At 41.7% G+C, this 26,289-nt stretch carries 19 protein-coding genes and 9 tRNA genes; 6 read left to right on the top strand and 22 right to left on the bottom strand.

All coding sequences use genetic code 11. From position 1 onward, the window contains the following. Window positions 1-483: 483 nt before the first annotated feature. Window positions 484-568, bottom strand: a tRNA-Leu gene (locus KO511_RS10830). A gap of 193 nt (window positions 569-761) precedes the next feature. Here KO511_RS10830 and KO511_RS10825 point away from each other — a divergent pair. Next, on the top strand, window positions 762-1,238 hold the full coding sequence (locus KO511_RS10825) for an RDD family protein (RefSeq protein WP_215987441.1): 477 nt from the start codon (window positions 762-764) through the stop codon (window positions 1,236-1,238). 37 nt (window positions 1,239-1,275) lie between these two features. On the opposite strand, the gene luxS is transcribed toward KO511_RS10825, so the two are convergent. The 5 genes from luxS to KO511_RS10800 all read right to left on the bottom strand — a co-directional run bounded on the left by luxS (window position 1,276) and on the right by KO511_RS10800 (window position 8,114). Next, a complete protein-coding gene (gene luxS / locus KO511_RS10820; RefSeq protein ID WP_215987440.1) occupies window positions 1,276-1,794 on the bottom strand; it encodes an S-ribosylhomocysteine lyase in 519 nt (172 codons plus the stop codon). 388 nt (window positions 1,795-2,182) lie between these two features. Beyond that, complete coding sequence (gene gshA / locus KO511_RS10815) at window positions 2,183-3,751, bottom strand: glutamate--cysteine ligase (RefSeq protein ID WP_215987445.1); 1,569 nt, start codon at window positions 3,749-3,751, stop codon at window positions 2,183-2,185. A 99-nt stretch (window positions 3,752-3,850) separates the two neighbouring features. Next, window positions 3,851-6,700, bottom strand: a complete 2,850-nt coding sequence (locus tag KO511_RS10810; RefSeq protein WP_215987439.1) for a M16 family metallopeptidase — start codon at window positions 6,698-6,700, stop codon at window positions 3,851-3,853. Further along, window positions 6,697-7,170, bottom strand: a complete 474-nt coding sequence (locus KO511_RS10805) for a YqaA family protein (protein WP_215987438.1) — start codon at window positions 7,168-7,170, stop codon at window positions 6,697-6,699. Before KO511_RS10805 ends, KO511_RS10810 begins: the two co-directional genes overlap by 4 nt. Further along, complete coding sequence (locus KO511_RS10800) at window positions 7,164-8,114, bottom strand: NADP-dependent oxidoreductase (RefSeq protein ID WP_215987437.1); 951 nt, start codon at window positions 8,112-8,114, stop codon at window positions 7,164-7,166. The genes KO511_RS10805 and KO511_RS10800 overlap by 7 nt, the downstream gene beginning before the upstream one ends. A gap of 686 nt (window positions 8,115-8,800) precedes the next feature. Between KO511_RS10800 and KO511_RS10795 the strand changes: the two genes are divergently transcribed. Both KO511_RS10795 and KO511_RS10790 read left to right on the top strand, forming a co-directional pair. Continuing rightward, complete coding sequence (locus KO511_RS10795) at window positions 8,801-9,598, top strand: hypothetical protein (RefSeq protein ID WP_215987436.1); 798 nt, start codon at window positions 8,801-8,803, stop codon at window positions 9,596-9,598. A 500-nt stretch (window positions 9,599-10,098) separates the two neighbouring features. Next, entirely contained in the window at window positions 10,099-10,986 is an 888-nt protein-coding gene (locus KO511_RS10790) for a LysR family transcriptional regulator (protein ID WP_215987435.1), read from the top strand. 141 nt (window positions 10,987-11,127) lie between these two features. Here KO511_RS10790 and KO511_RS10785 read toward each other — a convergent pair. The 14 genes from KO511_RS10785 to KO511_RS10720 all read right to left on the bottom strand — a co-directional run bounded on the left by KO511_RS10785 (window position 11,128) and on the right by KO511_RS10720 (window position 19,001). Then, window positions 11,128-11,204: transfer RNA gene (locus tag KO511_RS10785), tRNA-Arg, on the bottom strand. A gap of 55 nt (window positions 11,205-11,259) precedes the next feature. After that, window positions 11,260-11,336, bottom strand: a tRNA-Arg gene (locus tag KO511_RS10780). Between the two features lie 38 nt (window positions 11,337-11,374). Next, a tRNA-Arg gene (locus KO511_RS10775) sits at window positions 11,375-11,451 on the bottom strand. A gap of 53 nt (window positions 11,452-11,504) precedes the next feature. After that, a tRNA-Arg gene (locus tag KO511_RS10770) sits at window positions 11,505-11,581 on the bottom strand. A 38-nt stretch (window positions 11,582-11,619) separates the two neighbouring features. Continuing rightward, a tRNA-Arg gene (locus KO511_RS10765) sits at window positions 11,620-11,696 on the bottom strand. A gap of 78 nt (window positions 11,697-11,774) precedes the next feature. Then, a tRNA-Ser gene (locus KO511_RS10760) sits at window positions 11,775-11,867 on the bottom strand. A 22-nt stretch (window positions 11,868-11,889) separates the two neighbouring features. Then, window positions 11,890-11,966 (bottom strand) — tRNA-Arg (locus KO511_RS10755). Window positions 11,967-12,007: 41 nt separating this feature from the next. After that, a tRNA-Ser gene (locus tag KO511_RS10750) sits at window positions 12,008-12,100 on the bottom strand. A gap of 183 nt (window positions 12,101-12,283) precedes the next feature. Further along, window positions 12,284-12,481 (bottom strand): carbon storage regulator CsrA, encoded by a 198-nt coding sequence (gene csrA, locus KO511_RS10745; RefSeq protein ID WP_125319910.1) that lies wholly within the window; start codon window positions 12,479-12,481, stop codon window positions 12,284-12,286. A 92-nt stretch (window positions 12,482-12,573) separates the two neighbouring features. Further along, entirely contained in the window at window positions 12,574-13,761 is a 1,188-nt protein-coding gene (locus KO511_RS10740; protein ID WP_215987434.1) for an aspartate kinase, read from the bottom strand. A 178-nt stretch (window positions 13,762-13,939) separates the two neighbouring features. After that, on the bottom strand, window positions 13,940-16,522 hold the full coding sequence (alaS, locus tag KO511_RS10735) for an alanine--tRNA ligase (RefSeq protein WP_215987433.1): 2,583 nt from the start codon (window positions 16,520-16,522) through the stop codon (window positions 13,940-13,942). 223 nt (window positions 16,523-16,745) lie between these two features. Next, window positions 16,746-17,210 carry a recombination regulator RecX gene (gene recX, locus KO511_RS10730; RefSeq protein ID WP_215987432.1) on the bottom strand — a complete coding sequence of 155 codons (465 nt, stop codon included), beginning with the start codon at window positions 17,208-17,210 and terminating at the stop codon, window positions 16,746-16,748. 72 nt (window positions 17,211-17,282) lie between these two features. Beyond that, window positions 17,283-18,329: a recombinase RecA gene (recA, locus tag KO511_RS10725; protein WP_215987431.1), complete on the bottom strand. Its 1,047-nt coding sequence runs from the start codon at window positions 18,327-18,329 to the stop codon at window positions 17,283-17,285. A gap of 189 nt (window positions 18,330-18,518) precedes the next feature. Then, window positions 18,519-19,001, bottom strand: coding sequence for a CinA family protein (locus KO511_RS10720; RefSeq protein ID WP_215987430.1), 483 nt, complete (start codon window positions 18,999-19,001; stop codon window positions 18,519-18,521). 83 nt (window positions 19,002-19,084) lie between these two features. Here KO511_RS10720 and mutS point away from each other — a divergent pair, with 83 nt between their 5' ends. Next, the gene (gene mutS, locus KO511_RS10715) at window positions 19,085-21,646 is read left to right on the top strand and encodes a DNA mismatch repair protein MutS (RefSeq protein WP_215987429.1); all 2,562 of its coding nucleotides are present in this window, start codon (window positions 19,085-19,087) and stop codon (window positions 21,644-21,646) included. A 51-nt stretch (window positions 21,647-21,697) separates the two neighbouring features. Here the strand turns inward: mutS and lptG are convergent, their stop codons facing one another. Then, entirely contained in the window at window positions 21,698-22,768 is a 1,071-nt protein-coding gene (gene lptG, locus KO511_RS10710; RefSeq protein ID WP_215987428.1) for an LPS export ABC transporter permease LptG, read from the bottom strand. Between the two features lie 3 nt (window positions 22,769-22,771). Then, on the bottom strand, window positions 22,772-23,875 hold the full coding sequence (gene lptF / locus KO511_RS10705; RefSeq protein ID WP_215987427.1) for an LPS export ABC transporter permease LptF: 1,104 nt from the start codon (window positions 23,873-23,875) through the stop codon (window positions 22,772-22,774). A gap of 191 nt (window positions 23,876-24,066) precedes the next feature. Here lptF and pepA point away from each other — a divergent pair, with 191 nt between their 5' ends. Both pepA and KO511_RS10695 read left to right on the top strand, forming a co-directional pair. Further along, a complete protein-coding gene (gene pepA, locus KO511_RS10700) occupies window positions 24,067-25,575 on the top strand; it encodes a leucyl aminopeptidase (RefSeq protein ID WP_215987426.1) in 1,509 nt (502 codons plus the stop codon). Between the two features lie 54 nt (window positions 25,576-25,629). After that, the gene (locus KO511_RS10695; RefSeq protein ID WP_215987425.1) at window positions 25,630-26,082 is read left to right on the top strand and encodes a DNA polymerase III subunit chi; all 453 of its coding nucleotides are present in this window, start codon (window positions 25,630-25,632) and stop codon (window positions 26,080-26,082) included. Window positions 26,083-26,289: the final 207 nt, after the last annotated feature.

Here is a 26,289-nt window from a genome sequence, read left to right as displayed (position 1 = left end):
ATTGTTAAAGAGCAGTGCTTTGATGTATTAACTTCTCAAAGCGGAGGTGAATTCTAGCGATATAATCTAAAGAGTCAAACACTTTTTTAAATTAATTTTTATTGCTATTTTCTACCTCACCGACACTGGCTAAAACCGCCGTGGCTAATGCCGTGTCAGTGGATGCGCATTATAGGGATACTAATCGATAAGGCAAGTAGAAAATGCACTTTTTTCTTTCAAAAACAATTAGGTGATCAAAAAACACTCTCAAGCCCCTGCGCTTGTATAATGCATAGTCAAAGTTTTTCGCAAAAACACTATTTATATCTCTTTAAGGCCAGACTGACCAACACCTACTTATGAAACGAGTAAATACAGTCACTCCTCATAAAGTAAGAAGATCTAACCATAAGTAACTATCCATAGTTTTTGAGCAAAAAATATTTTACGACACAGAAACAACAAAGCCCCGACTTTCGTCGAGGCTTTGTTGTTTCTATATGGTACCGGTGGGCGGACTTGAACCGCCACGCCCGAAGGCAACGGATTTTGAATCCGTCGTGTATACCAATTTCACCACACCGGCATCTTAAGGCTATTTGCCATCTGATGGTTGGCATTATACGTAAGCATCGGCATGGTGCAAGAGCAAAAAACTGAATTATCTACTGTTTGCTGATAAAACCACCACAATTAACAAAGCTATATGGAAAATATCTTTTCATGCTTGTTCTAGCGCTATATTCTGAGCATCTAGTAAACTTGGGCAGAAAAATGCTATGTCAACAATAGAACCCTCACAGCCAGCTGGACTGATACGCCGACTTGGTGCATTACTCTACGATGGTTTAATTGTAATTGCGATTGAAATGATGGCAGCAGGCATCATTATTGCTGTATTACACGCGCTAACAGCACTTGGAATTTTTGATGCAGCCCCGTATACAGACGTGAGCGATTATCTTACTAACCATCCAATCTGGGGGCCAATCTATACCCTTTACCTTGCTTCAGTCTGGATATATTTCTTTGTTTTCTTTTGGACAAGGGCTGGACAAACATTGGGAATGAGGGCTTGGAAACTGCAGATTCGAAATCAGGATGGAAATGCTATATCTGTAACTCAAGCATTAATTCGTATTGCTACATCAGGTTTTGGGCTAGCAAACCTGACAGTTCCAATCGATCCTCAAAAACGTGGCTTTCATGATATCTGGGCAAAAACACAAGTCATTGTATTGAGTAAAGCACGATGACCCAAAGGGGAAGGCATTCCTTCCCCTTACACATTAACTAACTTACTGCTAACTCTCTTAGCATAGATTCCGGCAGAGCTAGCTCATCATTCTTATTTACCTCAATTCCCTCATCAATAATACCTTGAGCAATTTGTTTCGCCTCAGCTAAAGAATGCATAGCGGCGGTTCCACATTGGTATTTATTTAATTCCGGAATGTGGTTTTGACTTTCGACTTTCAGAACATCATGCATGGCTAATACCCACCCCTTAGCAACATATTGTTCCGAAGGCTTACCAACTAAGCTCATGTAAAATCCAGTTCTACATCCCATTGGAGAAATATCAATTATCTCAATTTCATTTCCATTGAGATGTTTACGCATAAACCCCGCATATAAATGCTCTAGTGTATGAATTCCCTTTTCAGAAAGAATTGCTTTATTAGGAGCCGTAAAACGCAAATCAAACACAGTGATTGTATCCCCCCCTGGTGTACTCATTGTTTTGGCAACTCTTACCGAAGGAGCATTCATTCGAGTATGATCAACAGTAAAACTATCTAGTAATGGCATTATAATTTTCTCCTATTTGTGATATTCAAAAAGCTGTGATATATCACTTTATTTGCCTTATTTTCCGCTAACCCTAATTCTTCATATGCAACTATTCAATCCCTTTGTATCATAACAAAGCAAATTAATGACAAGGATGCATATAGGCAAGGTGAATAATAAACAATTAACTCAATTAGACGCCAGATATGGATGTTATATGAGCTTTTATGAGTCAATTTCGACGAGAGAAAAATACGACTACTTGTCTTGGCAAAAAAAATGCCACCCAAGGAGCTTGAGTGGCATTACGAAAAATTCATTTAGGTTAACTGTAAAATACAGCGTTAGAGTCTATTGGTTATCATTACTAATAATGCTTTATATACAACTCCAAGAGTCGTCGCATCTACACCTTCAAGTAGGCAAAATAATCTTGTAAAAAATCGTCGAAGTTAAGTGTATCTGAATTCTCAACTTGCAGTTGTTGTTCTTGAGAGCGCTTAGCTTCTTGCTCCATAACCACCTTATTGTATACTTTAAAGTTGTGACTAGCGTGTTGCTCGCTATATCTCTGACCAAACTCACAACCAACTTTACCCAACCCACCACACTTCTTCGTATCATCAAGAAGCTGTCCAGAAATCGTTAATTCTGGATTATCTATCCAAGTACGAAGTTTATGGCATACAGAGCGATAAGCTTCCCCACCGTGAGCTTCATCCATTTGCTGTGCAATAAGAAAAAGTTCATCAAAAACACGATGTGCCCAACTTTGTAAAGATAATACTTCACCTTTACAACCTATCTGTAATTCCAAACCTACCTGCCGACCTGATTCGACCACTTTATTCCAGTTCTCTCGCCAACATGCTTGTTCACAAAAATCCATAGGCTCGGAGTTAGAAAGCACAGCCCAAGTGAGGAAAAGGTCGAGGAAACGGATTTGATCTTGATTGATCCCAATAGCACTATAAGGGTTAACATCTAGTGAGCGTACCTCTATATACTCAACCCCACCGCGAGATAATGCTTCTGAAGGTTTCTCGCCATTTCTGGCAACCCTTTTAGGCCTTATCGGGGCATAAAGCTCATTCTCAATCTGTAATACATTACTATTAAGTTGACGATATTCACCATCAACCTTCACACCAATATCTGCAAACTCAGGGGATGGGGTTCGAATAGCTGTATTAAGACCATCTAAATATTCATTTAAGCTATTGAAGCCTATTTTCAACGAACTTTGCGAGCTATTAGTGTAACCGAGGTCGCTCATCCTAAGTGAGGTGGCATTCGGGAGGTAAAGTGTTTGACCAATATTTTCAAATGAAAATTTTGTCTCTCTACCTTGAATAAAGGAAGAGCATAACGCAGGTGAAGCCCCAAAAAAGAATGGAATAAGCCACCCAAATCTATAGTAATTTCTGATTAAACCAAAGTAAGCCTCAGATTTTGCACCACGACGCTCAACATCACTCTGCTCACCGTATAACACGTCCCAAAAAGATTCTGGAAAAGAGAAATTAAAATGCACACCAGAAATAATTTGCATTAGACTTCCGTAACGGCGCTTTAAACCTTCACGATATAAGGTTTTCATTTTTCCAGAATTAGAGTCACCATATTGAGCAAGATGGATATCATCTTGCTGGCTGACATAACACGGCATTGAAAGTGGCCACATTCGTTCTTCGCCCAATTTAGATTGAGTGAAATGGTGGATATCTTCTAGCTGCTGGATGAGTGTATTAATATCAGTGGATACAGGGGTGATAAACTCCAACAAAGACTCTGAAAAATCTGTTGTTATCCAATTGTTCGCATAGGCTGAACCTAGCTCTTGAGGATGCGGCGTTGTCGCTAGCTTACCATCCTTCTGGTAGCGCAATGTCTCTCTCTCAACACCACGCGCAAGGGATTTAAATATCTCAGGTTTGAGCGCTATTTGCTCAAGTCGCGTAGCAAAATCAGTCACAATGAAGTTCACTTCTAGTCCTGATCCAAACACTATGGACCGTTTGTATGTAGAGACGGAGAAATTCCGTCTCTCTGTCATGGTATAGTTATGTGTGCTCTAACGAACGATTTCAAGCTCTTCTACTGGGATTTGTAAACTTTCTAACTGAGGCTTTAGAGCTTTTATGTCACCAACCACTATGATTTGGTAATCGTTGGGAGTAAACCATTTGGCTGCCATCCTATCTAAAGTATTCTTATTTACCGTCTCGACAATTTCGTTACGTTGCTTTAGATAATCTTCATCCAGACTGTAGAAGAGAATACTATTTAGCAACTGCGCTTTCTGTGATGGCGTTTCATACTTCAGAGCATCCTGTTGGCCAACGGCTAAACGAAGGAATTTTATTTCTTCATCTGTGATTCCCTGCAGACTGTAGTGACTCAATTCCTTTTGTATTTCTCTAATAGAGGCCGCAGTGGCGTCTGCGCGAACTTGAGCAGAAAAAACTATCGCACCAACTTCACGATTCGCAGCAAAATAACCACTTGCACCATAGGTATAACCTTTATTTTCTCTCAAGTTTTGATTTATACGACTATTAAAATTGCCCGCCAGATTAAAGTTTGCCAATTGAGTAAGGTAAACTTCACCAGTTGCATCAAAAGGCAAACCTTGACGCACAAAACGTACAATACTTTGTGGTGAACCTGGCTTATCGACTAAATAAATTTTCTGCTTTCCGACCTGTTCTACCATTTGTGGATGGAGCAACGGAGCCTCTTCACCCTGCCAGCTTCCGATAAACGATAGTGCTTTCTTAACTTGACGTCGATTAATATCGCCTACTACCACAATCTGAGCACCTTGGGGGGTATAATGCTTTCGATAAAAAGCTTTTACGTCATCAAGAGTAAGTACGGCAATGGAAGCCTTCGTACCATCGTTAGGACGCTGATATATTGATCCAGAAAAAAGCACCTGTCTAGTCGCTTGCGAAGCTAACCAACTCGGTTTCTGGTGCTGATAAACAATCCCTTCAAGCATCTGCTGTTTATTACGTTCAAAATCTGATGATTTGAAGGCAGGGGTGAATAAGATTTCCTGTACTATTTGCAAAGTTTGAGACAGATTTCCCTCTAAACTTGAGACTGAGATACTCGTAGTATAGTTTGCCGCACTGATTGAGACCGTACTACCCAATTTATCTAATCTCGCCTGTAATTCCTCTGTTGTAGACTCCAGAGTTCCCTCTTCCATCATGGTTGCTGTTAAGTTAGCTAAGCCTTCTTTTCCTGGTTTTACATAGCGCTCTCCAGCAGGAAAGCTGATATCTATTTCAACTGTAGGTGTTTCGCTACTTTGCGTCCCTAAGAGCTCAGCACCATTATCAAAATAGATATGGTAAAGTTCGGGCATGTGGGCTTTAACAGCTTTTGCAACTTCTGGCATTATAGAACGATCAAAATTGTCTACCGGACGGCGATAACTAAGATCTTTGTCGTTGATTTTAACGTATTCTGGCAATGTTCTCTTCGGTGTTTCAAAAGTAGCAGTCGAGACTGCATAATCCAATTTACCTTTCGGGACGACACTCAACGTCACTTTGGGGTGCCCATTTACATAGCTATGATAAGCACTCATTACAGACTCTGGTGATACCTCACGAATTTGTTTAAGCTGAGTTTGCAATCTATCCGGTTGCTCAAAGAAAGTCTGATTAGAAGCCAACTGAGATACTTTACCTTTAACACTTTGCAAAGCAAAAACAGCATCAGCTTCTGCCATACCGGTGATTTGGTCCAAGCGCTGCTGGCTTACCCCCTTTTCTTCAAATTGCTCTAAAGTTTGCATCAGTGATTGGTAAAGTGGTTTCAATTTTCCACTTTCACCTGAAGGAGCCATTGCGTAAACATAGAAAGTACACGAGAGTTCAGAACAATCTTGGAAAGCACCCGCATCAACTGCTTTTTGTGTTTTCACTAAATCTTGATAAAGTAGACTATTCGCCCCTTGGCCTAATACATTAGCCAAAGCATTTAATGCCGTTTCCGTTTTCTCACCCTGGTAAGTCGTTGGCCAACCGACGAGAACCATGGGCTGCTGCACACGATCTTCTAGCGTAATATACCTGTCTTCACTGAGCGTTGATGGTTGCTTTGCTGCACGCTCAACTTCAGGACCTCTTGGGATTGAACCAAAGTACTTATTAACCCAAGCTAACGTTTGTTTAACATCAATATCTCCTCCAATTGTCAGAACGGCATTATTAGGCCCATACCAACGGAGGAAAAAAGCTTTGAGATCATTAACATCGACTCGATCAAGATCTTCAATATACCCAATAGTCTGCCACGAATATGGATGACCTTCGGAGTAAAGCGCTTCGCCCATTTTTTCCCACATCAAGCCATAGGGGCGATTATCGTAATTCTGCGCTCGCTCATTTTTTACTGTGTCACGTTGAATTTCAAATTTACGCTGTGATACTGCATCAAGTAAAAAGCCCATCCTATCCGACTCAAGCCAAAGTACTTTTTCTAGCTGGTTGGAAGGCACCGTTTCAAAGTAGTTCGTTCTATCACGATTAGTTGTACCATTTAACGTTCCTCCCGCTTCGGTGATCAGTTTAAAGTGCTCTTGGTCTCCAACATGCTCACTCCCTTGAAACATCATGTGCTCAAAAAAGTGTGCAAAACCTGATTTCCCGGCCTCTTCACGAGCAGATCCTACATGATAGGTCACATCAACATGAACCAAAGGATCGGAATCATCGGGAGATAAAATAACCGTTAATCCATTATCGAGTTGATATTTGGAATAAGGGATAGTCGCCTTACCCGGCGTAGCAGGAACTTCTTCTACAAAAGAAACGCCTGAAGGTAAGATAGAGCTAGAAGAAAATGGACCGCTCGAACAGCCATAAAGAGTAAAAAGAGAAAAGGCACCTAACCAGATTTTTCTCATGACATCTCCTCAGAAAAACCGTAAAACAAAGCTGCAATAAGAGCATATCGTAATGCTTTACCAATAAGTATTAACCATAGACAAGGCCAAAAAGGCATTCGTAACCAACCCGCAGCTAGACAAAGTGGATCACCAATTACAGGTAACCAACTAAATAAAAGCGACCAGTAGCTATATTTACTCAGCCACTGCAATGCCTTAAGACCATATTTTTCATTTTGAGTTCGGTTAGGTAGCAATAAACCCAACCAATAGTTTGTCAAACCACCTAAAGTATTACCTAAAGTAGCCACTGAAAGGACGGAAAAAACGGAGTAATGATTGAGGGTAAGAGTGGCAAGAAGCCCAGCCTCGGATCCTCCAGGCAAGATGGTCGCGCTTAACAAACCTGTCAAGAAAAGAACCCAAAGTGCAGAATCAGAAAACCATAGTGCAATACTTTCAAAGGCAGAATTAAACGCCTCTAGCACTGCATATCAAGCAATACCTTGCCTCTGGTATGGCCCGTTTCTACTTGTTTATGCGCCTTATCCACTTCACTCATTGGATAAATGTGCTGGATCTCTGTCTTCAATAACCCAACACTTACCATGTACAGTAAAGCATCTAATTGTTCAGAATCAGGCTCAACAAGCATACCTGTGGCATCAAAGCCAAGCATTTTGGCCTTCTCACAAATTAACTCAGCTGTTATGGTAGGAACGGTAACGATTTTAGCGCCATCTCTCAGGCAATGCAGAGCATCAAGCGCTGCATCACCACCAATAAGATCAATAAGTACATCAGCTTCTTCGACTCGTTCAGAAACAGGAGAAAACTCATAGTTAACAGCATGTGCTCCAAGAGTCGCCATATAATCGAGATTAGCGGCACTACAAGTTGTGAATACTTCAGCTTTAGCAGCAATAGCAACTTGAATAGCAAGATGCCCAACGCCTCCAGCACCGGCTAAAATCAAGACTCTTTGTCCTTCATGCACTCCCGCTTTATCTAATGCCTGAACTGCCGTTTGTCCTGACAAAGGTAATGCTGCCGCCGCTTCTAAAGTTATCGCTTCTGGAACTAGGCTCAACTCAGTTGCCGGTACGCAAATATATTGACTATACCCTCCTCCTTGCAAAGGAAAGCCAATAAACCCTGCAACTTTATCCCCAACCTCAAATCGCTCAACTTGATCACCACACATGACTACTTCCCCAGCAACATCATAACCCGGCACCCAAGGTAGATGTTCTTTATTTTGAGATGCAGCCCATCCAAGACCAGAACGTGTTTTTACATCGATAGGATTAACACCTGCAAAAGCAACCTTAACCAATACTTCACCTTGTTGTGGATTCGGTACAGTATTCGTCTGCAGTGTTAATACTTCTGGCCCACCAAATTTAGCAATCGCGATTTGTTTGTTTTCCATTTTGTTCATATCCATAACGGCAAGAAAAAAGGATGCAAAAGCATCTCTTTGAATATATACCATTTATTGCTAACGAGTTAACTGCTAAAACTAAAATTAGCCAATAATCTCGCCGTGGACAAGTAAAATGAGTTCTGAATCAACCAAGAGATCTGTCCAACATGCACAAGTCACTTATTGATAGTAAAGCGTAGAGATTCTTATTTCATGTGAGCTTCACTCTTTTTGGCGATATGACTGCAACTTGTCATGTTAAGAGCTGAGCCATGAAATCGGTCCTTAGATACACTTATACCATTATACGGCTAGTACAAGGCTCAGCCGCTTCTAATATCTTATGAAATCAAAGTCATTTGAGGCTGATGGCTCTATTTCATATATGTCAATAAGATATAGTAACAATATAAACAATAAAAGAACTTAACTAATCCAAACCTTTCGAAACTATCAGAACTGGTGTGCAGCGTACTATGCAAGAAGCATTAGAAACTATTGATATGCTTTTTCAAGCCAAGTTCGAGTGAACACATTGTTTACTTCCCCTTTTTTTTTACCATGAAATAATAAGGACGTTTGGGTTTATTAGCTTAGATTTCCTAGCCCAAATAGTAATAATTCAAACTCGGTGCATTTTAGTTTGATATTTATTTTTCGACGAAAAAGTCAAGTAATATGGAGTTAATATAATGAAAAAAAACATTATCATTACACTGGGAGTAGTAGGGCTTGGGTGTGTTTTTTCTGCTAATACTCTTGCAGGAATTAATGGAAACCCCAGACAAACATTATGTGTAAAGTTACTGGAAACCCCCTCAGAAAACTTAGTAATTAAAACCTTCCAAAGCGTCGATGACACTAATAATGGAGGAACGGAGGAAACACTTTCAGAAGACATTATTATACATGCTGGATCCCCTGCTGCTGAATACTGCGGACGCGATATTATAGAGGGAAAGATTAACGGTGATGGAAAAATGATAGCGCAGTTCAACGTCCTACTCAATGGTGAAGGCAATACTATTGATGAATTTAGCTCCGAATCCTTTTTCAATGGACATGGACAAAACAACGAGTGGGATCTTAATGAAAAAGGCCAGTGCAATGGCTCATCTCAGCAAAATCCAGGTGTATATATGGACGCTACGGATAAAAAAGGTCATAGCTTTCAAGACTGCGGAAGCCATGAGATACCGGACGAGAATCTAGTTAAAATTGTTTTCACACCCAATTTAAGCAGTATTAGTGGCCCAGACAACCCAGAAAACCCAGATAATCCGAATGGATACGAAGAATACGACCCTGAAGCAGTTGTTAACGGTACAAGTGATTACCATGATAAACAAATTGTGTTTCAACCGACCAACTCTCTAACTTACCAGTGCAAGTGGGAAGAATGGTGTAATATGGACCCTAGTTACTATGCGCCTGGTGAGGGAAGCACTTGGGAAGAAGCATGGGACGAATACACAGAACCTGAAGACTAAACGCTTAGGTACCAGCTTATCACGTTAAAAGTCCATTATTCTGAATACATCTTATCAAAAGCATAACCTATCTATCCAGCGCACCAATGAATTAACCATTATTGGTGCGCAGTTTATGTAAAAATGAAAATATTTTAATTTTCTAATGAAGAGCACTTATTAAAACTTGTATTTCCATTAAATATTATTAAAAAATCTCAATACTTTTACATTCGATTTTCATGTAAGATTAAATAACTTTCGATTAATTATTATAGCGCCTCATACATTATAGGTATTAATTACATACCTAGCTTACTCCCCCCCCATTTAGAAACAAAGCCTAATTATTTCTTTACTATCTCTCAAACCCTATCCATATGTAAATCAATAAAATAAGTAAATTACTCAGGCATGAAGACCAAAACACAAATAGAGAAAACGTTCTATCTTAAAAATAAAATTATTGTAATATTAATGGATAATAATGGAACTAGAGACCACAATAAAAAGGAGTTATAATGAGAAGTCAGTTAATAAATATAGTCATATTTATTACTTTGTATGAAAAAGGAAACTTTCGCAAAACGTCTTCAGAATTAGGGGTATCTATAGGAACTATATCAAAATCAATTAAGTCATTAGAAGAGGATAGCCCATCACCGCTTTTTATAAAAAGTAATGGCGATTTTAAACCAACAACTTATGCTCATACGTTGTATGGGCATTTGTCAACGACACACAAAGACCTACTCAACAAGTACAATTTATTTAAATCCATCACCAGGCATATTAATGTGCTGATACCTCCTCAAATCGCATCCTACAACTTGGTCGATTCATTGGTAAAATTTAATAATGAGTTCAACACACAACTCATAGTCAACGAGGGAATAAGACCTGAGTCCTATGAGGCAGCATATACCTCACTTATTATTGGCGAGTTGGATTTCATGCTCAATGTATCACCAAACCACTCATCCAGTTTCGTTTCACAAAGAATAGGGACTTATCCCATCAAACTTCTGGCATCAAAGAAATATCACGAGTCAATTTCAGTCAGAAGGCTTACCAAAGATATGCAATTTGCAAAATATACCTGGCTAGGAAAAACAGGCAGCTTTATACATGAATATATGGGTATACCACCAGACAGTCAGGTTGGCTTCATTACCCAAAGTGCGGCCAATTATTTTGAGGTAATAAAAAAAACACCATTCATTGGATGTTGTACAACGAGTAAAGCCCTAGAACTTGGTAATGACTATGTGTACGATACTGAAGCCTTCATGGAGCTGGAATTATACTTTGTAACTACTAAATCAGCGCTAAGTAATAAGCCCGTTGTGAAGTGGTTTTATGACAACTTTAAAGATGGTTCGCAATTGCAATTTTCAAGAGAAGTTTAAACTAATCTAAGTAGGAGAACTACGAAATCAAGACTCAGGACCCAATGATCAAAACGCGCTATAAGATTGCTAGCAGCTTAGTTGAGATAAAGATATGTAAAAATATAATTAACGGTTTATTTAGTGACGAGTTTTGAGGTATGGCGCGCTCGGAAGGATTCGAACCTTCGACCGCCTGGTTCGTAGCCAGGTACTCTATCCAGCTGAGCTACGAGCGCGCAATGTTTCTATATTGAACTTTCAGTATCAGGAACCTAAGTCCCTTGAAGCAAGTGGCGCGTCCTGGAGGATTCGAACCTCCGACCGCCTGGTTCGTAGCCAGGTACTCTATCCAGCTGAGCTAAGGACGCACGGAGTCTGACAAAACTTGTTTTATCAGACTGTAAGATGGCGCGCTCGGAAGGATTCGAACCTTCGACCGCCTGGTTCGTAGCCAGGTACTCTATCCAGCTGAGCTACGAGCGCGCTGTATTTGATATTGCATGACAATATCGGGAACTATAGTCCCTTAAATTAAGTGGCGCGTCCTGGAGGATTCGAACCTCCGACCGCCTGGTTCGTAGCCAGGTACTCTATCCAGCTGAGCTAAGGACGCACGTAGACTGACAAAAAATGTTTTATCAGACTGTAAGATGGCGCGCTCGGAAGGATTCGAACCTTCGACCGCCTGGTTCGTAGCCAGGTACTCTATCCAGCTGAGCTACGAGCGCGCAAGTCCCAAAAAGGGGTTGTGAAGTATATCACTTTCTCATTTACTTAAAACAAAAAATTGGCACTAGGCCAATTAATGGCGGTGAGGGAGGGATTCGAACCCTCGATGCGGCTACAAACCGCATACTCCCTTAGCAGGGGAGCGCCTTCAGCCTCTCGGCCACCTCACCTATTTCATTCCTTAAAAAGGAATGGCGCGCTCGGAAGGATTCGAACCTTCGACCGCCTGGTTCGTAGCCAGGTACTCTATCCAGCTGAGCTACGAGCGCGCAGTAATGCTTAACTAACTCAATTAAGAGCTAAGCAAGAATGGCGGTGAGGGAGGGATTCGAACCCTCGATGCGGCTACAAACCACATACTCCCTTAGCAGGGGAGCGCCTTCAGCCTCTCGGCCACCTCACCATCTTGCGGAGGCACATATTACGATTTACCAAAAATATGTCAAACATTTTCTTAGCAAAAATCGTAAAAGATTGCCCAAACGTCGGCTATTTAATCAAAGCGATGCTAATTCACTCTTTTTACTAAAAATGCATATTGTTAATAGCATAAAAAGGCCAACGTAGGGTTAGCCTCTTTATCTCACTAGTAATTACCTGAAGTAGTATTACTATTACCTTTTTCAGCCTGAATGCGCATGTAAATTTCTTCACGGTGAACAGACACTTCTTTAGGCGCGTTAACGCCTATACGAACCTGATTACCTTTTACGCCCAGTACAGTGACTGTGACTTCATCGCCGATCATGAGAGTTTCGCCAACGCGGCGAGTTAAAATTAGCATTCTTTGCTCCTTGAGTAATCTCAGATTTTTCTTGCTACGGGGCTATTATCCAACAAAAGTTATATTTTCGTAAACTTTATTCTCAGACTCGATTAACCTAAATACACTTGTTTCGATGAATAGTTAATCGCTTGCGTTGAGATAAAGTATGCATGATGCAATATGTTCGCGGCTTTGTCGATGCTTTCTGGAGACAATACCCATGTCAACGATTGTCGATTAAGATCATAATGTATAGGTTCAACATCGTGCTCAACCAGCAAAACGCGAGACGATTCGAGCATACTGTTGACATTCTGACCAACTAATGTCAGCAGGCCAACCTTCTCACTATTAGTTATTCTATCACCAAAGGTCAATTCTAGTTTTGCACAAGCTTCGTGTTTTATAACTACATTTACCCAATCTTTACGTTCGATCGCACCCCAGATCTGGATTCCCAATATCTGACACTGCTTTTCAAGATTAAAATAAGCATCATGTGATATTTTGATGCTATACATATCACGCTGTATAGCAATCCCACAGACTAGCCGTTTCGGCTCATTACCTTTCACTAAACTGCCTACAGAAGGATTGAATGTCGATAAAACGCGCAGTGGAACATTATATTTCCAAGCATATTGCACCGAAGGCAAATGAAGCACTTTTGCTCCTTTACACGCCATGACCTCCATTGATGCAAAGTCAATAACCTCAATTTTTTTTGCGTCTGGGACTATGTTTGGGTCACAAGTATAAATGCCATCTACATCAGTAAAAATTTGACACTCACTGGCTTGTAACTCCCCAGCTAAATTAACTGCACTGGTATCCGAACCGCCTCGGCCCAAGGTGGTAACATCACCACTTTTATTAACACCTTGAAACCCGGCCACTATAACTATGAAGTCTTGTGCCAATAGCTCCTTAATTATCGAGGTATCAATGCTTATAATCGTTGCATCATTATGCTGGTAGTCGGTAACAATTTTTGCTTGTCCTCCAGTCAATGAACGAGCCGAATAACCTTGCTTATTTAAGGCCATAGCTAATAGTGCCATCGATACTTGTTCACCAGAAGAGAGTAGAACATCAAGCTCTCGAGCAGTTGGTACGCTATCTATTTGCTTGGCCAAATCCATCAGCCGATTGGTCTCTCCTGACATAGCTGAAACCACTACAACCACCTGATTACCTGAGTTTTTTTCCTTAATGATGTGCTCGGCAACTCTTTGAATTTTTTCAATTGTCCCGACAGAGGTTCCACCAAACTTTTGCACAACAAGTGGATATTTCACTAGTTTTCACCTTGGCAATATCATAGTCTCATCCATACCAGATACTTCTACCATATAGCTGCTTGTGGTCATTACAGCAGACAGCAAGGAATTGAGAAAAGTTGTAAACATGTAGTTCAATAAACCACTCGTGAGATTAAAAAATCACGCCCAACCGAAACGGCTAAGCGCAACCAATTTATAAGCGTTCTTCTAACCAAGGTTTGATTGTTTTCATCGCCTCAGGTAGCGCAGCCACATCAGTTCCACCAGCCTGAGCCATATCAGGGCGTCCTCCACCTTTGCCACCAACTTGCTCAGCAACCATTTTAACTAGGTCTCCCGCCTTTACTTTATCAACGAGGTCATTCGTAACGCCAGCTATCAAGCCAATTTTACCATCGTTAATATTGGCTAGCATGACAACACCACTTCCCATCTGGTTTTTGATGCCATCAACCATGGTACGTAAGTTTTTGCTATCGGCGCCTTCCATTCCAGCAATCAATACTTTAATGCCATTGATTTCCTGAGTTTTCCCCATAATGTTGGCACTCTCTGTTGCCGACATTTTGTCTTTTAGCTTCAAAATTTCTTTTTCTAGGCTTTTCGCTTTTTGCGCAGATTCAACTAACTTTTCTTCATACTTGGTTTGTTGGGCTTCAATTACGTCAAGTGCCACTTCACCTGTTGCTGCCTCAATACGGCGAACACCTGCTGCAATACCACCTTCTGACGTTATCTTGAATAGACCGATATCACCCGTTTTCGTTGCATGAATACCTCCACAAAGCTCAGTAGAGAATTCCCCCATAGACAGAACTCGAACTTCATCATCATATTTTTCACCAAATAAGGCCATTGCACCTTTCTGCTTGGCCGACTCTATATCCATGATTTGGGTTTCGATGACATGATTACGCCGAACTTGAGCATTAACTAAACGCTCAACTTCTCTCAACTCAGATGGCGTCACTGCTTCTAAGTGTGAAAAGTCAAAGCGTAGATTCTCTGGCTTAACAAGAGATCCTTTCTGAGTGACATGCTCTCCCAATATTTGGCGAAGCGCTGCATGCAACAAATGGGTTGCAGAGTGGTTTAAAGAAATCGCAGCGCGGCGTTCAACATTAACTAAGGCTTGAACTTTGTCGTCTTTTGCCAAAACACCTTCTGCTAACACACCGTGGTGAGCGATTGCATTACCCAACTTTTGTGTATCTTCTACTTTAAAAACACCATACTGTGTTTTAATTACTCCAGTATCACCACATTGACCACCAGACTCTGCGTAAAAAGGCGTTTCATCAAGGATTAGTATCGCTTTATCACCAGCCGATAGTGATTCAGCCGACTCACCTTTAACGAATATTTCCGCAACATCGCTATTACCTTGCGTAGCGGTATAACCACAGAACTCAGATTGTGTTTGAGTTTTAATTGTAGCGTTGTAGTCAGCACCAAACTGGCCAGCTTCACGAGCACGTTGGCGCTGTGCTTCCATTGCTTGCTCAAAGCCTTGTTCATCGATAGAAAAATCACGCTCACGCGCAACATCATTGGTAAGATCAGCAGGAAAGCCGTAAGTATCATAAAGTTTGAATACTGTTTCACCGTCAAGCACCTTACCAACTAAGTTATCCAGTGCTTCGTGAAGAATTGTTATCCCGCGTTCTAGAGTACGACCAAAATTCTCTTCCTCGATACGCAGTACTTTCTCCACAATTGCTTGCTGCTTCTTCAGTTCTTCACCTGCCGACCCCATTACTTCAGCAAGAACTCCTACAAGCTTGTGGAAGAACACCCCTTTTGCACCAAGCTTATTACCATGGCGTACGGCACGTCGTATGATACGGCGTAAAACGTAACCACGGCCTTCATTTGAAGGCATCACACCATCAACAATCAAAAATGAACATGAACGAATATGGTCTGCGATAACTCTCAATGACTGGTTCGATAGGTCTTGATACCCTATCGTTTGTGCTGCAGCTTTAATAAGCTTCTGAAAGACATCAATTTCGTAATTTGAGTGAACTCCCTGCATAATTGCAGAAATACGCTCGATCCCCATACCAGTATCTACAGCAGGCTTAGGCAGTGATTCCATCGAGCCATCTGTATGACGGTTAAACTGCATAAATACGTTATTCCAGATCTCGATAAAACGATCGCCATCTTCTTCAGGAGTACCTGGGCGCCCCCCCCAAATATGTTCGCCGTGATCATAGAAGATTTCTGTACATGGTCCACAAGGACCCGTGTCCCCCATGGTCCAGAAGTTATCTGACTCGTATTGTTTTCCGCCTTTTTTATCACCAATACGCACGATACGATCAGCTGGGACACCGACTTGTTTGTTCCATATATCAAAAGCTTCATCGTCTGTTTCATAGACTGTGACTAAAAGACGCTCTCTAGGTAGCTGCAATGTTTCAGTCAAAAACTCCCATGCATAAGCAATCGCATCTTCTTTGAAGTAATCACCAAAGCTGAAATTTCCAAGCATTTCGAAGAAAGTATGGTGACGAGCAGTAAAACCAACATTTTCTAAATCGTTGTGTTTACCACCAGCACGTACACAACGTTGAGCCGTAGTTGCGCGAGTATAGGCACGTTTTTCTGCACCTAAAAAGCAATCTTTAAATTGGTTCATCCCTGCATTAGTAAATAATAGAGTAGGATCGTTATGTGGGACCAAAGATGAACTGTCTACGATTTGATGTCCTTTGCTTTCAAAGAACATGAGGAACGCATTACGAACCTCGTCAGTGCTCATGTACATGCAGCGCTTCCTAGAAATAGTCGAGTTAGAATTTTGCGCTATTGTAGATCATGGTAAGCGCCACGACTAGGCCCTGTTGATCTTTCGACCACTATTTTTAGTGGGTAGAGTAATTATCGGGGATTCGATTATCTCTGAGGAAAATTTAGTTTTATCCTTAAGGGGATATCTTAACTAGGAAAAATAAGCAAGTTCTGCCTTCATAGAACAACTAAAAGGGGTGTTAATCATCTTGGTAGGCATTTAATGCATAATCTATTTGTTCAAAGCTATAGCCTCGATATTGCAGAAAACGTACTTGTTTAGCGTTCTCTTTGAGATCTATTGCTTTTTGGCCTTTGAATTTCTTTTCCGCTACTTGCTTGGCTAACTCAAACCAGTCTTGTGGTTCTTCCTCCATAGCTTGCTCTACCACAGAATCTGCGACTCTCTTCTGCTGAAGTTCCTGGCGAATACGCCGTTCACCATGACCTTTATGGACATGCTGACGTATTTGACTTTTGGCATAACGAAGATCATCAAGATAGTGATGCTCTAAACAAAAATTTATCGCGTCATTGACAGCCTTTTCATCATAGCCTTTATAAATTAGTTTTTGATAAAGCTCGTATTCACCATGATCCCTTCTACTCAAAAGTTGAATGGAAGCTTCTTTAGCAGATAAAGTCACCAAAGCTCTTTTAAACATAAATATCCTAGGCCCAGATATAACAAAGCCCTGCACACAACTGACAGGGCTTATTGTCTTTAATCAGATAACTTATAACTCTTCTTTTTCTGGCATTTTATCTAATTCAACATCATCAGCTTGAGGCTCTGCTGGAGAAAGCAGCATGCTACGTAACGTCGCATCAATCGTTTGGGCAGCTTGTGTATTCTCACGCAAAAATTTTGCCGCATTGGCTTTACCTTGACCAATCTTATCACCATTGTAGCTATACCAAGCACCAGCTTTTTCAATCAATTTATTCTTCACACCAAGATCTATCAACTCACCTTCACGGTTAAAACCTTGACCATACATGATTTGGGTTTCCGCTTGTTTAAATGGCGCTGCAATCTTGTTCTTAACCACTTTGATGCGAGTTTCATTACCAACAACCTCATCACCTTCTTTAATCGAACCTGTGCGGCGAATATCTAGACGAACCGAAGCATAAAACTTAAGTGCGTTGCCGCCGGTTGTGGTCTCAGGATTACCAAACATAACGCCTATCTTCATCCTAATTTGGTTGATAAAGATACACATACAATTTGACTGTTTAAGGTTACCCGTCAACTTACGCATTGCCTGGGATAGCATACGAGCCTGTAGCCCCATGTGACTGTCGCCCATCTCACCTTCAATTTCAGCCTTTGGCGTCAATGCTGCAACTGAGTCAATTACCATAACATCAATTGCACCAGAACGAGCCAAAGCATCGCAAATTTCAAGCGCTTGCTCACCCGTGTCGGGTTGAGATACTAACAAAGCATCAATATCAACCCCCAGCTTTTTGGCATAAACAGGGTCAAGTGCATGCTCAGCATCAATAAAAGCACACGTTTTGCCTTCACGTTGGGCAGCAGCAATCAGCTCAAGTGTTAACGTCGTTTTACCCGATGATTCAGGGCCATACACTTCAACAATACGCCCCATTGGTAAACCACCAGCACCCAATGCAATATCAAGAGAAAGTGAGCCCGTGGAAATAGTTTCAACATCCATAGTACGGTTATCACCAAGACGCATGATAGAGCCTTTACCGAATTGCTTTTCAATCTGACCAAGTGCCGCAGCGAGCGCCTTCTGTTTATTATCGTCCATCACTTTCTCCACTTAACTCATCAGTACACTGATGATATTTGAATGCTTATTTTGCCTCAGAGCTATTCTGGGCTATCACTATAAATTATTATACTGTTGATTCATACAGTGTCCATAGCTGGCGATGTTTTTTTTGTATATCAGCTGCATCTTATTAATTCTTGTGAGGTTAATTTTCTAGCCGACTTTTCACTTCACTTTTTCATACAATGCTTGCAAAGCAAGACTCACCGCTTGCTGGCGCACTTCAGCGCGGTTGCCTGAAAAATAATGAGTCTCCACTTTAAGCCAACCCTTATCATCCGCCCACGCAAAACATACGGTGCCAACAGGCTTTTCAGCACTACCACCATCCGGCCCTGCCACCCCGCTTATTGACACACCTAGATTAGCATTAGAATATTTGAGAGCGCCCTTAACCATTTCAATTACAGTCATCTCACTAACCGCACCATGAGAGTGGATCGTTTCTGGAGAAACCCCTAGCATTTCAATTTTGGCTTCGTTGCTATAAGTGATAAAGGCGCGATCAAACCAAGCAGAGCTACCGGGAATATCAGTGATAGCCGCAGATATACCGCCGCCAGTACACGACTCTGCCGTTGCAAGGACAATCTGGTGATATTTTAAGCACCACCCCAGTTTGGTAGATAAGATTTGCTGTGATTCCATATCTAAAACCTCATTGTGACTTTTCGTCAAATCATGATTCACGTATCCTAAGCCGCAATAAACATAAACGAAAGAAATTACCCGTGAAAGCTGAACAAAAACACACTCCCATGATGCAGCAGTACCATAAACTCAAAGCTGAGAATCCGGATATATTGTTATTTTATCGGATGGGGGATTTCTACGAACTTTTTTATAATGATGCTAAGCGTGCGTCTCAATTGTTAGATATCTCACTGACAAAGCGTGGAGCATCTGCTGGAGAGCCTATCCCAATGGCGGGAGTCCCATTTCATGCAGTTGAGGGATATTTAGCGAAACTGGTTCAACTTGGTGAATCTGTTGCTATCTGCGAGCAGATAGGCGATCCAGCTACCAGTAAAGGCCCTGTCGAGCGTAAGGTAGTACGCATCGTTACGCCAGGTACTGTCACAGATGAAGCGCTACTTTCCGAAAGAGTTGATAACCTTATTGCTGCAATATATCATCAAGACGGTAAATTTGGTTATGCAACATTAGATGTCACTTCTGGTCGTTTCCAATTAATGGAGCCGCAAACAGAAGAAGCAATGGCAGCAGAGCTACAACGAACCTCACCAAGAGAACTGCTCTTTCCTGAAGACTTTTCCCCTGTTGATCTTATGGCTTCGCGCAATGGCAATCGACGTCGCCCGGTTTGGGAATTTGAGCTAGACACCGCAAAGCAGCAACTCAACCAACAGTTTGGCACAAGAGATTTAGTTGGCTTTGGTGTAGAACAAGCAAGACTTGGGTTATGTGCCGCTGGGTGCTTGATTCAATATGTAAAAGATACTCAACGTACTGCACTGCCTCATATTCGCTCGCTCACTTACGATCAACAAGATCACTCAGTGATTCTCGATGCGGCAACGCGACGTAATTTAGAAATCACTCAGAATCTTTCCGGTGGAACAGACAATACATTAGCAGAGGTGTTAGATCATAGTGCGACAGCAATGGGAAGTCGCATGCTAAAACGCTGGTTGCATCAACCAATGCGAGATATAAAAACCTTAAATTATCGCCTTGATGCTATAAGTGAGCTCAAAGAGTTAGTTTTATTTTCAGAGCTCAATCCAATACTCAAACAAATTGGCGATATCGAACGTATTATAGCTCGCCTTGCGTTACGCAGTGCACGCCCTCGAGATCTAGCACGACTACGCCACGCAATGCAGCAACTGCCTGACTTGGCTGATACCATGGGCAGTTTAGCTCATCCATATCTGACTAAACTCGCCAATTATGCAGCACCACAGCAAACCATCAGTGAACTACTAGAACGCGCGATAAAAGACAACCCACCTGTTGTCATTAGAGATGGTGGTGTTCTTGCAGAAGGCTACAACGATGAACTCGATGAGTGGCGTAAATTAGCAGAAGGTGCAACTGAGTACCTTGAAAAACTTGAAAAAGAGGAAAGAGAACGCCACGGTATCGATAGTTTAAAAGTCGGTTACAATAATGTACACGGCTTCTTCATCCAAATCAGTCGAGGGCAAAGTCATTTGGCTCCTCCTCATTATGTTCGTCGCCAAACGTTAAAAAATGCAGAGCGTTATATTATTCCCGAACTCAAAGAACACGAAGACAAAGTTCTAAATTCCAAGTCCAAGGCGCTGTCACTGGAAAAAAGATTATGGGAAGAACTGTTTGACCTACTACTGCCCCATTTAGAGAATTTACAAAACCTAGCTTCTGCTATTTCTCAGATTGATGTACTGCAAAACCTTGCAGAACGAGCAGACAACCTAGATTATTGTCGTCCGATATTGATGGAAGAAACAGGCATCGAAATCCAATCTGGCCGTCACCCAGTTGTCGAGCAAGTACTCGACGAGCCGTTTATCGCCAATCCAATAAAGCTCAACTCTGAGCGCAAGATGTTGATTATAACAGGGCCAAATATGGGTGGTAAATCAACCTATATGCGCCAAACAGCACTGATTGCGTTAATGGCTCATATTGGTTCATATGTTCCTGCAGAGTCCGCAAAAATTGGTTCTATTGATCGTATATTTACTCGTATTGGTGCATCAGATGACCTAGCTTCAGGGCGCTCTACTTTTATGGTTGAAATGACAGAAACAGCGAATATTCTTCACAATGCAACCACTAAAAGTTTGGTGCTTATGGATGAAATCGGTCGAGGAACCAGCACCTACGATGGCTTATCTCTCGCTTGGGCTAGTGCAGAATGGTTAGCAAAACAGCTAGGTTCTATGACTCTATTTGCCACTCACTATTTCGAGCTAACTGAATTGCCAAATCAAACTCCTCATCTAGCTAACGTACACTTAGATGCAGTAGAACATGGTGACAACATTGCTTTCATGCATACAGTCCAAGAAGGCGCCGCGAGTAAATCTTATGGCTTAGCAGTAGCGGCACTTGCGGGTGTACCCAAAAGCGTCATAAAACATGCACGAATCAAACTGACTCAATTGGAACAACTGAGCGCAGCTGAAGGCAATACAGCGAAGTATTCAGTAGACACAAAAAACCAACTCAGCCTAATAACAGAACCAAGTGAAGTTGAGGAAACTCTTGCCAAGATCGACCCTGATGATCTAACACCTCGCCAAGCTTTAGAGGCTTTATATCGATTAAAAAAACTATTATAACAAGTGTAAAAAAGGCTGCACTTTGCAGCCCTTTACTGAATAGTATGTAAACTAAAGTTTTCTCCGAAGCAAAACTAAAGCAACAGTCAAAAATACCATACTCGGCATCACAGCACCAAACGCTGGAGGAATGTTATATACCAAACTCAATGGACCGAAAAATTCGCTAGAAATATAGAAAGTAAAACCCGCGACAACTCCCGATAAAATCCGCGCCCCCATGGTCACACTTCGTAACGGGCCAAAAATAAATGACAGCGCCATCAACATCATGACAGCTATCGAAAAAGGCTGAGTTACTTTTCGCCACAATGCTAGTTCATAACGTGAAGAGTCCTGCTCAGACGCCTTAAGGTAATCAACATAATCGTACAAACCGCCTAAAGAGAGCTCTTCTGGTTTTACCGTTACAACTGCAAGTTTGTCTGGTGCTAGTGAGGTCGTCCATCGATAGTCTGGTAAATTGGTTTTAGAAATTTCGACTTCATCTACCATTTCTGTTAACTGAACATCTTTCATGAGCCAAGTGTTATCTGAAAGGTAATCCACTTGCGCTGCATAGACTACGCTTTCTAATTGTTTATCGGTATTAAATCGCCACATATTCAGGCCATACAATGTATCATCATCGATTTTACCAATGAAAATAAAATCGTTGGCATCACGAGCCCAAACACCTGTACGTAAAGACATAATTGCACCGCCAGAGGTACTAAACGCCCGTAAATCTCGTGCCATCTTCTGAGCCTGAGGAGCACCCCACTGACCAAGTAAAGTAACTAATATCATCAAAGGCACTGCTGTTTTAAGCACCGATAAGCCAATATCGAGTTTGGAATAACCTGAAGCCTGCATGACAACCAGTTCAGAACTTGAGGCTAACATACCCAGCCCAATTAAAGCCCCTAATAAAGCCGCCATAGGAAAAAACATTTCAATATCACGAGGAATGCTCAAGACGACGTAAAACAAAGCTTGCAGTAAATCATAACTACCTTGGCCCACCTTACGTAACTGCTCTACGTATTTAATAATCGAAGACAGACCAACAAAAGTCACAAGTACTAGCGAAGTAGTGGCAATAATAGTCTTACCAATATAAAGATCGAGGATTTTAAACACAGATTATACGGCCTTCTTACGTTGTCTTAATTTATCTTTAATTCGCCTAACTGGAATGCTATCCAGTGAGTTGATCCCTATCGCGGTAAGCAGTAGTACAGCGTTAATCGGCCACATACCAATAAAAGCGGGAATAGAGCCATCTTCCAGTGCTGACTTGGTGGCACTAATTGATAAAAAATAAGCCAAATAAATCAATATCGCCGGACCCATTTTAGCAAAGCGACCTTGACGGGGGTTAACCGCGGATAATGGCACTACCAGCATAGTTAAGAGCGGTATGCATACAACAAGAGAGATCCGCCATTGCAACTCAGCTTGGGCGCGGGGATCAGGGTTAGAGATAAGTTGCAAAGTAGGAATCGCTTCCCAATCACGGCCTTTAGGCTTAACGTCACGCTTCCCAATCAAGCCTTCATACTGTTTAAAGTTCGTCACCATATAGTCAAGACGGGTCGGTAAACCTTCATAGCGAACACCATCATACATTCGAATCACTTGTCGGCCATCACTGAGTTCTTTAATCTCACCTGATTGTGAAAATGAAACACTAGGTAAAATCGAGCCGCGTGGGCGCATTTGGGCAACAAAAACATGTTTGAGCTCTTTGTCCTCAATGTCATCAATAAAGACAACAGAGGATCCATCAGACGTACCTTGAAATTGACCTTTTTGAAGCGTTTCAACATTGCTTTCGGCCGCCACTTGCTCTTCAAGCTGAATGAGTTTTTCTTGGCTCATAGGAGAAAAAACAAATGCGTTGGCACCAGCAATTAGACCGGTAATCACCGCTAGGTAAAGTGCAGCCCTAATGAGGAATTTATTACCAATACCCGTTGCATTCATGACGGTGATTTCACTTTCCGCATATAAACGCCCAAAGGTCAGCAAAATGCCAAGAAACAAACTTAGAGGCAGCATTAGTAGCCCCATTGACGGCATGCTCAAACCAACATAATACATTACCAATGAAGCAGGGATATCACCATCTGAGGCATCGGCTAAAACTTTTATCAGTTTTTGACTTAAAAACACCAAAAACAGGATAAAAAAGATCGCCAGTTGGCTCTTGAGTGTCTCGCGGATCAAATATCTAACAATAATCACGTTGAAATTACCTATACAAAACTTGTTTTTTTAATTGAATCACTATAATTTCCCGTTGAACCTTTTATTATTTGAAATTTTGGCTAACTGTTAACGCGCTTATTTACTCGTCGTTCCAAACTAGGAATCCACAAGTAAGACGCCATTATCTAACATTTAGTTCTATTTGTCTTCAGGATGTAGGAGTACGCATGGAGTTCAGTGTAAAAAGTGGTAGCCCGGAGAAACAACGTAGCGCTTGTATTGTTGTGGGTGTATTCGAACCACGCCGTCTCTCTCCAGTTGCTGAACAGCTAGATAAAATCAGCGACGGCTATATCAGTTCACTACTTCGTCGTGGTGATCTGGAAGGAAAACCAGGGCAGATGTTGTTACTACATCAAGTACCAGGGGTGCTGTCCGAGCGCGTTTTACTTGTCGGCTGTGGTAAAGAACGTGAACTGGGAGAACGCCAGTATAAAGAAATTATTCAAAAAACCATTAATACTTTAAACGAGACAGGTTCAATGGAAGCGGTCTGCTTTCTCACCGAGCTGCACGTTAAAGGCCGCGATACATATTGGAAAGTACGTCAAGCCGTTGAAGCAACAAAAGATAGTTTATACACATTTGATCAGTTCAAAAGTATCAAGCCGGAAACTCGCCGTCCATTACGCAAACTTGTATTCAATGTCCCGACGCGACGAGAGCTCAATCTAGGTGAAAAAGCGATCACCCATGGTTTAGCTATCGCTTCAGGAGTAAAGGCTGCAAAAGATCTTGGAAACATGCCGCCCAACATTGCCAACCCTGCTTACCTAGCCTCTCAAGCTCGACGCCTTGCAGATGACTATCAGACAGTCACCACTAAAATTATTGGTGAACAAGAGATGGAAAAGCTGGGCATGACCTCCTACCTAGCAGTTGGCCGAGGTTCCAAAAATGAATCTATGATGTCCATAATGGAATATAAAGGCAGCTCTGATCCAGATATCAAGCCCATTGTTCTAGTAGGTAAAGGGCTAACCTTTGATTCTGGTGGTATTTCACTCAAACCAGGCGAAGGCATGGATGAAATGAAATACGATATGTGTGGTGCTGCTTCAGTCTTTGGTACTATGAAATCACTAGCCAAACTCAACTTGCCAATTAATGTTATCGGTGTTCTTGCTGGCTGTGAGAATATGCCCGGTAGCAATGCTTATCGCCCAGGCGATATCTTAACGACAATGTCAGGTCAAACGGTAGAAGTACTCAATACGGATGCGGAAGGTCGCCTGGTACTGTGCGATGCATTAACTTACGTTGAGCGTTTTGACCCTGAATGTGTTGTTGATGTTGCAACCCTTACGGGAGCTTGCGTAATTGCTCTCGGGCATCATATTAGTGGTATTTTATCTAACCATAACCCTCTATCGCATGAATTGGTTAATGCGTCTGAGCAAGCCAGCGATCGTGCATGGCGTCTACCAATGGCAGATGAATATCACGAACAGCTGAAAAGTCCGTTTGCCGATATGGCCAACATAGGTGGTCGCCCTGGTGGCACCATCACGGCCGGATGTTTCTTATCCAAATTTGCAAAGAAATACCACTGGGCTCATATCGACATTGCAGGTACCGCTTGGAAATCTGGTGCAGCCAAAGGAGCAACAGGTCGTCCTGTCTCAATGCTCGTCCAGTTTGTACTAAACCGAAGCGGCCAAGAAACGGAAGAGTAATTTCCAAACACGAAAAGGGCCGCAAGGCCCTTTTTTTTCATTCGGATGCATGTTATGCCACAGGCAACTTTTTACATTATTGAACCTAACTCTCCTCAGGCTAAACGAACTGGCTTTCTACAGTACCTCGTTTACCTTGCCGGCCATTTTTCTCGGCAAGGGGCCAAGGTATATCTTAATTGTGAGAATAAGGATGAAGCAGAGCTTCTGGCTGAGTATTTTTGGCAAGTTGAGACTAAACAATTTTTAGCTCATAACTTAGTAGGGGAAGGGCCTAAAAACGGCACTCATATCGAGATCGGATATCAAGAAATTACCCCTTCATGGAACCGCCAACTAATGATAAATTTGGCTAATAATAAGACAACCTTTGCGAACAAGTTTGCAGAGGTGATAGACTTCGTTTCTTGCGAAGAAAAAGCCAAGCAACTCGCGAGAGAAAGGTATAAGATCTATCGTCAAGCAGGATATCAGTTGCAAACGATCGAAATAGACCATAAAACATAGCCAATCCTTATAGTTAAGGCGATCTTATTCGAGATCTCTCACTTATAAAGATTGAAACCAATTACATTTAACCAGAACCGATCTTCGAATGGTTGGACCCAAAGCAAATTGGCACTTGACCCAAAACCCAATCAATATCTAGGTTAGGTTTTGCCGATGGTGTAAATACCGCCAGCAAGTCCATCGATGACGAGGAAATATGAGCAC

Source organism: Vibrio hepatarius (assembly GCF_018860525.1).
In the GTDB taxonomy this organism is placed as follows: Bacteria; Pseudomonadota; Gammaproteobacteria; order Enterobacterales; family Vibrionaceae; genus Vibrio; species Vibrio hepatarius_B.
This window is presented reverse-complemented; position numbering and strand designations above follow the sequence as displayed.